The 12,189-nt window shown below is 43.0% G+C and carries 12 protein-coding genes; 1 reads left to right on the forward strand and 11 read right to left on the reverse strand.

Going from position 1 to position 12,189, the window contains the following annotated elements; translation table 11 throughout:
• The 10 genes from AC1U9U_RS12485 to AC1U9U_RS12530 all read right to left on the reverse strand — a co-directional run.
• Positions 1 to 937: sigma-54 interaction domain-containing protein (locus tag AC1U9U_RS12485; RefSeq protein ID WP_479960892.1), on the reverse strand; the 937-nt coding region annotated here is incomplete at its 3' end.
• 359 nt (positions 938 to 1,296) lie between these two features.
• Positions 1,297 to 2,097: a methyltetrahydrofolate cobalamin methyltransferase gene (locus tag AC1U9U_RS12490; protein WP_479960893.1), complete on the reverse strand. Its 801-nt coding sequence runs from the start codon at positions 2,095 to 2,097 to the stop codon at positions 1,297 to 1,299.
• Between the two features lie 12 nt (positions 2,098 to 2,109).
• Positions 2,110 to 2,745 carry a cobalamin B12-binding domain-containing protein gene (locus AC1U9U_RS12495; RefSeq protein ID WP_479960894.1) on the reverse strand — a complete coding sequence of 212 codons (636 nt, stop codon included), beginning with the start codon at positions 2,743 to 2,745 and terminating at the stop codon, positions 2,110 to 2,112.
• A gap of 92 nt (positions 2,746 to 2,837) precedes the next feature.
• Entirely contained in the window at positions 2,838 to 4,016 is a 1,179-nt protein-coding gene (locus AC1U9U_RS12500; protein WP_479960895.1) for a uroporphyrinogen decarboxylase family protein, read from the reverse strand.
• A 219-nt stretch (positions 4,017 to 4,235) separates the two neighbouring features.
• Positions 4,236 to 4,997, reverse strand: coding sequence for an HpcH/HpaI aldolase family protein (locus AC1U9U_RS12505; protein ID WP_479960896.1), 762 nt, complete (start codon positions 4,995 to 4,997; stop codon positions 4,236 to 4,238).
• Between the two features lie 180 nt (positions 4,998 to 5,177).
• Positions 5,178 to 6,428 (reverse strand): nickel-dependent malate racemase, LarAH6 family, encoded by a 1,251-nt coding sequence (gene larAH6, locus AC1U9U_RS12510; protein WP_479960897.1) that lies wholly within the window; start codon positions 6,426 to 6,428, stop codon positions 5,178 to 5,180.
• Positions 6,418 to 7,680 (reverse strand): phosphoglycerate kinase, encoded by a 1,263-nt coding sequence (locus AC1U9U_RS12515; RefSeq protein ID WP_479960898.1) that lies wholly within the window; start codon positions 7,678 to 7,680, stop codon positions 6,418 to 6,420. The genes larAH6 and AC1U9U_RS12515 overlap by 11 nt, the downstream gene beginning before the upstream one ends.
• 41 nt (positions 7,681 to 7,721) lie before the next feature.
• Entirely contained in the window at positions 7,722 to 8,750 is a 1,029-nt protein-coding gene (locus tag AC1U9U_RS12520) for a type II glyceraldehyde-3-phosphate dehydrogenase (protein ID WP_479960899.1), read from the reverse strand.
• Between the two features lie 23 nt (positions 8,751 to 8,773).
• On the reverse strand, positions 8,774 to 9,439 hold the full coding sequence (locus AC1U9U_RS12525) for an aspartate/glutamate racemase family protein (RefSeq protein WP_479960900.1): 666 nt from the start codon (positions 9,437 to 9,439) through the stop codon (positions 8,774 to 8,776).
• Between the two features lie 273 nt (positions 9,440 to 9,712).
• Positions 9,713 to 10,450 carry an SDR family NAD(P)-dependent oxidoreductase gene (locus AC1U9U_RS12530; protein WP_479960901.1) on the reverse strand — a complete coding sequence of 246 codons (738 nt, stop codon included), beginning with the start codon at positions 10,448 to 10,450 and terminating at the stop codon, positions 9,713 to 9,715.
• Between the two features lie 189 nt (positions 10,451 to 10,639).
• Between AC1U9U_RS12530 and AC1U9U_RS12535 the strand changes: the two genes are divergently transcribed.
• A complete protein-coding gene (locus tag AC1U9U_RS12535; RefSeq protein ID WP_479960902.1) occupies positions 10,640 to 11,692 on the forward strand; it encodes a polyprenyl synthetase family protein in 1,053 nt (350 codons plus the stop codon).
• Between the two features lie 48 nt (positions 11,693 to 11,740).
• Here the strand turns inward: AC1U9U_RS12535 and AC1U9U_RS12540 are convergent.
• Positions 11,741 to 12,189, reverse strand: a 449-nt coding sequence (locus tag AC1U9U_RS12540) for a DUF2600 family protein (protein ID WP_479960903.1), incomplete at its 5' end; no start/stop codon positions are given.

A 12,189-nucleotide genomic window follows, 5' to 3' on the forward strand; every position in this document is an offset into this window, starting at 1 on the left:
AATATAAATCTTCACGAAACATCCCTTGACTGATCATTTCTTCAATATTTTTATTGGTCGCCGCAATAATCCTGACATCTAAAATAATCGGCTTAGTTCCGCCTATACGCATTAATTCACGTTCCTGAATAACCCTGAGCAGTTTCACCTGAAGATTAAGCGGAGTTTCCGCTACTTCATCCAAAAAAATCGTACCGCCTTGGGCCAATTCGAACATACCCATTTTCCCTTTTTGATTCGCACCGGTAAAGGCTCCTTTTTCATAGCCAAAGAGCTCTGACTCTAATAAATTCTCCGGAATCGCCCCGCAGTTAACTTTTATGAACGGTTGGTTACATCTTTCACTCGCTTGAACGATTGTCTCGGCTATAATTTCCTTACCCGCACCGGATTCACCCAAGATCAAAACCGTACTGTCAAACATCCCTACACGGACTGCTTGGTCAACCGTTTGTTTCATAGGTATGCTATTGATGATCACGTCATGCTTTTTATATATTTGTTTGGAGCGCAGATGTGTTAGCTCGTTTTTTTGCTTATCAATAATTTTATCTTTGTTCTCAAGTTCTTCCTTTAAGTTGTTGAGATCCGTAATATCGCGAACATTATTGACGATTCGCACTAAATTATTCCGTTCGTCAAAAATCGGATTGCCGGTAATTAAAACGTGTTTTTTGCTGTTATAGTTATAGCCCATAATTGTAACACGCTTTTTCTTTTCGATAACTTCCGTTACTACAGATTGAGAAAATAGCTTCTTCCTTAACAATTCTTCTGTATATTTACCTACTACCTCGGCACGAGTAAGGCCCGATATTCTTTCATTTGCACTGTTTGTATAAAGAACTTTCCCCTCGCCATCCGTAATCCAGATCCCGTCATATGAAGATTCCAAGATCGCTTGCATTTCCGTTGTTAAAAAAAAATCTTTCCCCATATGCCCCTCCACTTTTTTACGATCAAGACGTAAATATTCAATATGTTTAACTAATTCTATCGTAAAAAACGTTAAGGCACAATTCTAAAAGATCTATAAAGTTCCGATACCTTATTAAAATCTGGGTACGAAGGATTATAACCCCCTTACCCCAGAATCCGCAACAGATGTCCCAATTGTGTCTAATAATTTTCTACAAACAAACATTGGTATTTACTTCATTTGATTATACTGTGATTCTGCTGCAAAAAGTACCTATTATGATTTCACACTGTATATCTAGTGAGCAATTTAATGCATCACGCTATATGCGGATTGGAAGAGAATAATTAGGGGTTTCTGCAGCAGAATCATAACTATTATTTTTGAAATAAGCCCTGACGATGAGCTTTCAAGTAATTTATACTAAATTGGTCTTCACCCAGCAATAATTGGGAAGAATAAACAAATCCCATCATTATGTTATCGAGAGGGTCCAAGATATACGAATCCATTCCCCTGCCCATAGTAAGGATCATAAACGACTGATTAAGAACCTTACGATTAGGCAAGCCATAGGACACATTGCTCAAGCCGCAAATTACATGAACTTCTGGGAACATCGCCTTTATTTCACTAACCGATTCTAAAACTTCGACTCCTTCCCTGTCCCCCGAACCTACAGGCTTAATAAGCGGGTCAAGATAGATATCATCTAAGGATACACCTGCACCCATCAGATCGCTTACTAATTTGCTAGCGACCTTAATACGGTCCTTAGCAGTCTCCGGCATACCAGAATTATCCATGCACAGTGCAACAATTTTTGATTTGTATTTGGTAACCAAGGGCAAAATTGCCTTAAACCGTTCCTGTTCACCGGAAATAGAGTTTATCATAGGTTGCCCGTACTTACATAAAGCTAATCCTCTATCCAAAGCCAACGGATTAGGGCTATCTAGGCAAAGGGGTGCCTGAACCTTAGCTTGGATGGTATTAACTAACCATTCCATCATTTCCGGTTCATTATCAACTAGGGTTCCGCAGTTTACATCTACATAAATCGCACCTGCTTGTACTTGTTTTTCGGCTAATTCTTGTATATAAGTTGCATCTTTCGATTCTACAGCCTGTTTAACTGATTTACGACTAGTATTAATTAATTCACCTACAATTAACATTTTTATATCTCCTTATACATTCAAAAGTGTTTTGCATAAGTCATTAGCCGAAGCTGCATCTTCCGCATATCCATCTGCACCGATTTTATCAGCAAATTCTTGTGAAACGGGGGCCCCACCTACTATAACTTTAAAGTTCTCCCTTATTCCTTCACTTTTAAATACTTCAATAGTTTCCTTCATTACCGGCATAGTTGTAGTCAGCAAGGCTGACATCGCCACAATATCCGGCTTATGCTCCTTAACAGCATTAACGAAACCCTCCGGACTTATGTCAACCCCAATATTAATAACTTCGAATCCTGCACTCTCCATCATCATGCTGACAAGATTTTTCCCGATATCATGAAGATCCCCTTTTACAGTGCCAATCAAAACCTTACCAATAATAGGCATATCACCGGCTGCTATCAAAGGTTTGACGATCACCATCCCTGATTTCATAGCCCTAGCAGACATCAAGACTTCGGGAACATACATCTGACCATTCTTAAATAATGGTGCGACAATATTCATACCTCCGATTAGACCATGGTTAATAATTTCACGGGGATCCGCCCCTTCCTCAAGCAGTTTACTAACCTGTTCTTTAACTCCGGCCTCATTGCCTTGAAAGACTAATTGAGCTAATTCATCAAAAATAGACATAATTAATTTCCTCCATACTTTCATTCTTAAGATGAACTAATGTTATAAACGATACTGCAAATGATTAATCCGGCTTATATAGTGATGACTTTTTATAGTTTGCCTTGGTAAAACGCTGTTCCAAATTCGTAAAGGGCATCATAAAGTGCTACAACATTTTCTACCGGTACATCACGTTGGATATTGTGTACTGATGAAAGCACCAGCCCACCACCTGGTGCAAGGTCTAAGATCCTACGTCTAACTTCCTCGCGAATTTCTTCAGGGCCCTTTACAGATAGAATGTTATGTGAATCACAGGAAGCACCCCAAAATACCAGTTTTTCGCCATATTCCTTCTTTAGCCACGCAGTATCATCCATTCCACGGGCAGAGACCTGAATGGGGTTCCATGCGTCAAAGCCCAAATCTATGAAGTCCGGCAAAAACTCTCTGATTGCCCCATCACAATGATATAAAACCTTAACGTCAGCCTTTGATTTGATAAAATTAACTACTTTTGCTTGATAAGGTTTAATGATTTCCCGGTAAAGCTTGGGATTCATTATTGGAGCTTGTTGGGCTCCTAGGTCATCAGATAAAAGCACCACTTGAACATATTTACCGACCCTATCTAAGATCAAGTCCCACTGACACAGGTGATACTCAACAATTTTATAAAGTATAGCGTGGACGAGCTCGGGTTCTGTCATCATCTTAATAAAGAAATCTTCATAACCTAGAAGCCACGCCGCCGGAACATAGATCCCTCCGTAAAAAGGCCCGCTCACAACCATGGCATAATCTGTGTTTTCGTAAATATCCTTCGCTTTTTCTTTAAGTCCGATTATATGCTTAGTTTCTCTGGGATCCGGCCAAGGATATTTTTCTACGTCTTCCATACTGCAATCTTGAAGAGGATGACCGACAGGGTCATAATAAAATCCCCCGGCCGGGCATCTCCACTTGACACCCCATTCATCAAAATAAAAAGTTGCTCCACTCTCTTCCCGCTGAAATTCCAAGTCCGGCTTTGGCCCTGTTGTATAAAGTGGGTAAAAGTCACTTTTGAAACGTTGACGAACAAATTCATCTATCAAAACAGATTGCGACATCGTAGAAGTAAGAGTTACTTGGTCATTTTTATAGCCCAAATAGTCTTTGAGCTTGGCATATGCATCGCGATGCAGAGTAGTAAGTGTCGAAACACCGCCGATATCTATGGGTATACGGTCGGTTTCCTGATGATTTAACGCCCTGATAACTCTCTCTCTTGATTTTAACACTGACATAATCCAACACATCCTTTTGCTAATTTTAATCGTAATACGCAGTAAAACTTTGATTGTGTGAGCGAAGTAAAATCCTTTTTTTAGTGAAAAACTATGAAATTATTAAACGCTTTCAGTTAACAAGTAAGTCGATGATTATTAGCATCGCCTTCAATGTTTACCCTGATTTTTTGCGATGTTATCCTCCATCGCGTATGCAGAATTGCATCACCCCCCTCATTAGCGTGCCTTCATGGCAATAACCGTTTCGTTTAAAACATTGTATAACAGCGAGTTAATCACAGTTAGAACATAATTGGCACCATTGTCAATAACTTGAGGAATGGCCGCGGAATTGCCTGCTAGAGTACCAACCTTAACTCCCATCTCGCCGGCTCTGATATATAACTCATTAATAACTTTCTGGACCGCCGGATGCCTTGGCCCTTCTTCCTTATAACCCATGTTTATTGCTAGGTCTAAAGGTCCGATGAACGCCAGATCAATTCCCGGTACACTCATAATCTCCTCAAAGTTCTTCACAGCTTCCGGAGTTTCAATATGAACCGCGATTAAAATGTTGTTATCCGCCGAATCCAGATATGCTTTGCCACCGTCTATTCCCAAACGTGCGGCCCGTGTCGAATAAGATGTTCCCCGTTGGCCAAACGGCGGGAACTTTGCTCTATTTACTACTCTTTCCGCATCTTCCTTATTATTTACCATCGGAACCTGTATCCCTAAGGCACCCCTGTCTAATGCTTTTTGAATACTTGAATTATCGTAATCAACCCTGACAATCGGTACAATATTGGCAACTTCGGCAGCCCGTATCATATTTTCAATTTCCGACGGGTTAAACCAACCATGTTCATTGTCTAGGACAACAAAATCAAAACCGGCGTGACCCAGCATTTCTACAACTGCCGGTGTATAAAAGCTTATGAAGCATCCCAGCACCGGTTCGCCCTTGAGAATCTTATCCTTAACGATATTTTGCATTTTGCGATCTCCTTTTTAATATACACGTCCTTTTAATCTTGCTTATAAAACTCATCACTAGCCTGTTACCTTTAGGTTAAGGATTCTTCATGCTAATTCCAAAAAGAAATTGCCAGGCCGGGCCTTTTTATCGGGCTTGGCCCGGCTTTATTACGCTTGTAGTATTTCAATATTAACATACTACTCTTCAAATATAGGCAAGGTAGAACCTCCATAAGGCATGACCAACACGTCCGCGTCATTGCCTAGTTTCTTAAATGCCGCATCCAACGCATCCTGAACAGATGAATATGGCTGCATAAAAATACTTTGGACGAACTTCGCTTCCATTTCCGAGACCAGATAAATCTCCGCATTTTCAAGCACTAGGGCTATCGCCGCTGCCTTATGCCCGCCAAGTTGGAAATCCTTTTCGATACGCTTTATCAGTGCTTGAGGTGTGGAAGCAGCAGTCATCCATTCCTCAAAAACATGCTCACCCATTCCCTCTTTGCACGAGCCTACAAGAATTATAATCCCACCATTTTTGACTGCATTCTTTGCGTTATCAAGGGCTTTCTGTGTCTGATAAAGATTCAGATCCTTCGGTGCACCGCCTTGGGATACTATGACAATGTCTGCTCGGGCACCGATTACCTTTTTATAAAGCTGATCAAGATATTTACAGCCCGCCCGGTGTGCATCAATATAATGTCCCGCCACCGCATGAATAATATTCTTGTGCTCATCTAACACAACATTAATAATAAAATCGATTGGACAATATTCGATGGCCTCTTCCAAGTCCTTGCGCACTGGATTTCCCTCGATTTTACCCGCACGGGCCTCGGGAAGCACCATCAGACTATGGTTGGATTGAATCGCCTCGCGCGTAGATACGCCTGGCATGATCGCTTTGGCCCCGCCACTATAACCGGCGAAGTAATGAAACTCAATATTGCCCAAACAAATGCGACGGTCGGCGTCTGCGACGACACGTGTCACATCCACGGGTGTACCATGATTTGTGCGCCCCATTCGCACGAAATCTTTTGCATCACCATCGACACAGCGAATTTCCCTGTATGCCTGTTCCCCTGCAAGTTTCTCCATTTCTAACGGGGTATGCGGTCGATGGCTACCTAAGGCAAACACCAAAGTGATGTCTTGCCTCTGTATGCCAGCCGCATATAACTCCTCCAACAATGGCGGCAGCACTACGTATGAAGGGAGCGGACGGGTAATATCACTAGTGATTATGACGATCTTTTCGCCTGCTTTGACAATTTCGCCGATCCGCAGTGTACTAATCGGATTTTTCAATGCGTAGCGAACCGCTTCTGAACCAGTTCGAGCAACTTCAACTTTATTCGGTTCCAGAATGCCGATCACATTCCGGTCTGGGATTTCTACTTGCTGAGGTTGTGTCCCAAAGCCGATCTCAAGTTTCATGCTGGTCTCCTTGTCCCGAACCATGCCGCAGTGCTTTGACAACAGGCAACTCCTCGCCTGTCAAGAAGCGGATAAGCGCACCACCACCGGTACAAATGTAATTGATTTTATCACCCATATCATATTGATTAGTCGCAGCAATACTATCGCCACCGCCAATTACGGTATATCCCGCCGTGTCTCCCAGTGCCTCCCATACTGCCATTGTCCCGTACGCACTCTTTTCTTTTTCAAAAACGCCCATTGGACCGTTGACAAATACCGTCTTCGAAACCCTAATAACCTGCTGATACTCCCCTGCGGTCTTTTTACCTATGTCAACCAGTATTTCATCGTTAGGCAACCTATCGATCTCCCTATCAATACGCTCACCATTTTGCACATAGGCAAGATCTATCGGCAAAATAATCTTGTCATTATATCTGAGCAGCAAATCAGATGCTATTGCAACATATTCTTCGTAACCCTGTTTGCGGATGAAGTTTTTTGATTCCTCACCGATCTCTACACCCTTCGCCCAAAGCATAATATTTGCCACCAATCCGCCTGTCAGCACATGGTCTGCAACACCTCCCGTCAGCACTGCATTCATCATCAGAAAGGCATCAGCAATCTTGGCACCCCCCAGCACAAAAGTACATGGGCGTGCGGGTGCCTCCATAATCCCGGAAACGACACAGAATTCCTCCTCGAACAATCGTCCCATAGCGGAGGGCAAAACCTGCTCAAAACCGCATAAACTTGGCTGATCCCGATGGGCCGCTGCAAAGGCGTCGCATATAAATAAATCTGCCAGCGGTGCAAGTTTGCGCACAAGGAGTGTCCGTGCTTGCTGCTCATGCGTAAGCTTAAGCTTCAACTCGAACAACGTCTGCTCCTCGGCGACAAACCGTACATTATCAAGCAACAAGACCTCGCCAGCCTTTAACTCCCTTATGGCAGCGCGTGCCGCAGGGCCGTGTACATCGTCGATAAATTTCACCTTGCGGCCAAGCAGTTCAGTGAGTACCTTAGCATGAGGTTCAGTGGTGTAGAAATTCTTATATTCAATATCACTGCCCTGATGCGCCAGCAATACGACCTTCGCGCCTTTGTCAGATAGTTCCTTGATCGTCGGTACACAGGCACGCACCCTAGTAGTATCCTTAAGAGTATTCGTCTCACGGTCAATTGGCTGGTTAATGTCCACGCGTACAAGGACAGTCTTACCCTCCACCACTACATCATCTAAAGTGTTAATACCGAATTTCATAACGACTTCCCTTTCCTGCAAGAACAGTTAAAGTTAACACCCTATCTTACTTTCATCTTCAGGTATTTGTTAGTCTCTGCAGTTCCTTCCTCACGGGTTTTCTGCATACACATAGCAGCACGAATTGCGTCCATACTTTCCGGGATAACAACGCTTTCCTGCGGGATGTTGATAGCATACATGATTTCATCCCCAGATTCGACAATGCAGTCTTCCCATAAGCCTATTTCATACATATCTCCTCTGGGATTACCAAGGTCTCGTGCATAACGGAAGAACGATGCATTGCCGATAAAACCATCTTCAAGCTTGACTACGCGGATACGCGGATGCTTTTTAAACGCTGCTAAAGCCATCTCTTTGGTAATCTTTTGTTTACCCTTAGCAACGATCGTAATAATATGGCCATGGGTAACCGGGGTATGCACAAGAATCCCTGTTGCTTCAACATGTGGCATGATGGTCATAAGATCAACAGCTTGATGGGACGGGGCTTTGTCCATCTGCAGAGCATTCGTTAGACCACGGTGATAATCACCAGGATCAGCCACACGGCGAATGATTGTAATAGCAACCTTTTCGATTCCACCGCAATCACGGTCAAGGCAATCGACCGTACGAATCAAACCGGTTGTGTTACAAGATGTCAGCTTTAAATAAGCAGCGTTCACACCTTTTTCATAGTTAGCATAGCCATGAAAAAATATATCTGCGACAGAATTCTTTTCACCGCCCTGAAAAATAGCTTTTACTCCTTTAGCTTCATAGATCTCCTTGTTTTTTGCACCTACACCTCCAGGAGAGGAATCAAGCATAATATCAACCTTACCAACCAAATCCTCAAACGAACCGGATACAGGAATACCAAGCTCATCAAATTTAGCTTTTTCGTCATAATTGACCAGATAAAGGTCATAGGGCATTCCCTTTTCATATAATGCACGAACAGAAAGTGTAGGCGCCAAGTCAGCCACACCGACGAGTTCCATATCTTCTTGTAACATCACACCGTCTGCCAACCTTTGCCCGATCACACCATAACCTGCTACCCCGACTTTAACCTTTGCCATAATTATTCATCCTCCTTGTAAAACTATTTATCCAAACCTAGAACATCTCTAATTTGGGCTACACCAGTTTCTAGACTGGTCAGTACCGGTACCTTAACATCTTTTAACAGTGGCATTAGGTGATACATGCTCCCTTGCGCCAGCACAATAACATCGTTTGACTTAGCCGCTTCGTGAATTTTGGCAATGACCATTTTGTTATGTTTTTCCTTATCCCCCGTTTTAAGCAGAAAATCATAGGCCCCATCTACGAAGCAGCGATTTACGGTAACCTTTTTACCTAGACGTTCTGCCATTTTTTCCACAAGGCGGCTGGAGGGCTCAACCGTTGAGATTGCGGTTGCAATTACCGCAACATTAGTGCCTAATTCAGCGGCTTTTGTCGCCATAGCCTCATCAATCTTTACAACCGGGATGCTGATCAACTGTGCGGCGATGTCCGCAGCTTCACCTACGGATGAGCATTGATTCAGCACACACTCACAACCCAGTTCCTGCATATTCGTATAATAGTCGCACATACGGCTGATGATCCCCGGTGTAATCCCCTTATTGGCCAACGCTTCCTCCAATAAGCTATCATCAATAATGTTAATCATCTCTACCTCGGGTAACTGTTTTCTGAACTGGGCTTTCAAGTCCTCTACCGAGTACAAAAAAGTGTGCACAACTCCAACTCTTTTTTTCATTAAATAACCCTCCTTAAATCTAAATAAATTCTTTATGAACCAAGCACGCACTTATTGATTTTTTAAATCGTTCAATTTTGACCTCACCTCGAATTTCGTAGTAGTAATCATTTGTCACAATTAACTGAACACACTATAAAACATGCAATATCTGTGCCAATCTCGACCTATAAAAGATAATCCGGCAACTAAAAAGAGCTGTTGCTTGCCGAAATTTCAAATTCGGCGAGTAACAGCCCCTTAAGCTTACTGTACTTGAATAATGTACTCTATTTAGATAAAGTTCCCTCCATCGACAACCCAAGTTTGACCGGTAACAAATCCAGCATGCGCAATTAACGAATAGACGACCTCAGCCACATCATCGGCGGTGCAAACACGCTGTAAAGGTGTTCCCTTCGCCAATCTATTAACATGCTCCGTTTGTCCATCTACCCAGCGTGTCAGTACTACTCCCGGTGCAACGGAATTTACCCGAACTTCCGGTGCCAGAACTCTGGCTAAGGATTTAGTAACGCTGATTTCCGCAGCTTTGGATGCACAATAGGCAATAGAACTTCCCAAACCGGTAAGTCCGGCAATAGAAGTAATATTAACAATACACCCCTTTTGCTTTTTTAAGGCCTCAGCAGCCGCACGGCAGGTATTAAACACTCCTTTAACATTAACACTGAATATTTCATCCCAGTACTCGTCCTTCATTCCTTCGAGATCGGCATGCTGGACAAAATAAGTCATCCCGGCACTATTGACCAAGATATCAAGCTGCCCAAAGTCCGCCACCACTTGGCCGACCATCGTGCGAACTTCTTCATCCTTAGCAATATTAGCTTGATAAATCCGGCAAACAGCATTTAAGGCTTTAATTTCAGCCTGAGCTTTTAGAGCTTCTTCTTGAGAACGAGAATAATTAATCGCAATATTAACACCTTCCTGGGCAAGTTTTAAGGCGATAGCACGTCCAATCCCCGTGGCCCCTCCGGTTATTAAAGCAGTCTTTCCTTGTAGCATTATTTGGTCCTCCTTATTTACTTCTAATGACTCATTTTTTAGTATAGCCCAGAATAAACACTCCTTCAAGGTTATTATAGGGTAACCCCGTTGACAATAGGCTCTGTATTTATACAGAGCCTATTGTAAATAAATATACCTTGGCGTATCCTTTTACCCTTCTAATGGAATACTAAGAAAAAAGGATCAATGCAAAGGACTGATCATATGGTTGCTGCTGATACGGCTCATCTTACCCACAATATCCCAAATAATAATCTATTAACGGGAAAAGAAGTTCAATCTTCTGAACCCGTTATTTCTTTTCCTGAGTTGCTTGTGGTCGAAGAAAGACTGCATAATTCCTTTCTGCGGGCGGAGGGACTAATTAAAGAGTCCTGTCTCCGTTTACTTTCTTCAGGGGGTAAGCGGCTAAGGCCACTGCTAACCCTGCAAAGTGCCCAGTGTTTTGGTCCTCTCAATACAACAGCCATCGATGCAGCAGTTGCCGCGGAATTAATTCATATGGCCTCTCTGATTCACGATGACGTAATCGACCACGCCGACAGGCGGCGTGGGGTTCCTACAATTAGTTCTCTACAGGGCAATCATGTTGCCGTACTAGCCGGTGATTACGTGTTCGCCGAGGCTTTTCGTATTTTAGCGGATAAAAGTTTGCTGACCAGTATGTCCTATTTAGTGGATGCTATACAAGCTATGTGTGCCGGAGAAATCCACCAGGCGGAGGATCGTTATAATTTAGCCATGGAACCAACCCTCTACTTCCAAAGAATTGCCCAAAAAACCGGAATCCTTCTGGCAAGCTGTTGCAATACCGGTGCAGCCTGTTCCGGAGCCGGCCAAGAGGAAATCGAAAACCTAGGCCAATATGGTATGAACCTAGGTTATGCTTATCAAATCATTGATGATATTTTAGACTTTACCGGTAATCCTAATGTTACTGGGAAACCCGTCGCCGGCGACCTACATAATGGGCATATTACTTTGCCGGTAATCTACCTTTTACAGAAACCTCTTTATGGCCCTTGGGCTAGTGAAATTCTACAAAAAAATGAATTATCACCGCGGGATATGCAGAAAATTATCCAAGCCTTAGTCTCCTCCGAAGCATTGGATGAGGCCTACACTACTGCTTTGCACTGTGCGCAAAAAGCAGTAGAAGCCCTTGATTTTCTGCCATCATCACCTGCTAAGACCTTCCTAACGAACCTCACGCACACAATACTTTACCGGCAAGCCTAAGGTTTTGTGTCCATGAAACAAGGGACCTGTCCCCTTGTTTCATAGTATTTATAGGATATTTTTCCTCCGCAGCTGCCGACATAGCCAATAAAGGAGCTTCACCTTTGTTCCACCTGCCCTGAGTAGTTCCCGGGTTACGGTAGCACATTCCTTAGACATACCCTTTTCATCAGATAAATACATAGCCAGCAAACCTCGAATAATTGCTTCATGGAAGTTAGGATATTTTAAGTTTTCTGCAAGCTGTAGTGAGACCGTAATAAAGGTTTTAAGCCGTTCCTGACGTTGCTCTACCGAAGGATAGTATGCAACAAAATTTAGCTGACAAGTTTCCCGGTCCTCTTCCAGGTCAATAAAGTAGTCAAGAAGAATATGTAACCCTTCTATCCAAGGGAAGTAAGCATTTTTAACATTCTCTACTTCACTTTCTTGCAAGTCCGGATTATAGGCCATAGCAAAAAGGCAGAAAATACCGAGGGTTGAACCGGTTGCGGCAG

This window comes from Desulfitobacterium sp. (assembly GCF_982384815.1).

Coding starts and splice junctions, on each gene's coding strand:
- larAH6 (WP_479960897.1), bottom strand. CDS start 6,428: ATGAAACTTGAGATCGGCTTTGGGACACAACCTCAGCAAGTAGAAATC.
- AC1U9U_RS12505 (WP_479960896.1), bottom strand. CDS start 4,997: ATGCAAAATATCGTTAAGGATAAGATTCTCAAGGGCGAACCGGTGCTG.
- AC1U9U_RS12530 (WP_479960901.1), bottom strand. CDS start 10,450: ATGCTACAAGGAAAGACTGCTTTAATAACCGGAGGGGCCACGGGGATT.
- AC1U9U_RS12520 (WP_479960899.1), bottom strand. CDS start 8,750: ATGGCAAAGGTTAAAGTCGGGGTAGCAGGTTATGGTGTGATCGGGCAA.
- AC1U9U_RS12535 (WP_479960902.1), top strand. CDS start 10,640: ATGCAAAGGACTGATCATATGGTTGCTGCTGATACGGCTCATCTTACC.
- AC1U9U_RS12490 (WP_479960893.1), bottom strand. CDS start 2,097: ATGTTAATTGTAGGTGAATTAATTAATACTAGTCGTAAATCAGTTAAA.
- AC1U9U_RS12500 (WP_479960895.1), bottom strand. CDS start 4,016: ATGTCAGTGTTAAAATCAAGAGAGAGAGTTATCAGGGCGTTAAATCAT.
- AC1U9U_RS12525 (WP_479960900.1), bottom strand. CDS start 9,439: ATGAAAAAAAGAGTTGGAGTTGTGCACACTTTTTTGTACTCGGTAGAG.
- AC1U9U_RS12515 (WP_479960898.1), bottom strand. CDS start 7,680: ATGAAATTCGGTATTAACACTTTAGATGATGTAGTGGTGGAGGGTAAG.
- AC1U9U_RS12495 (WP_479960894.1), bottom strand. CDS start 2,745: ATGTCTATTTTTGATGAATTAGCTCAATTAGTCTTTCAAGGCAATGAG.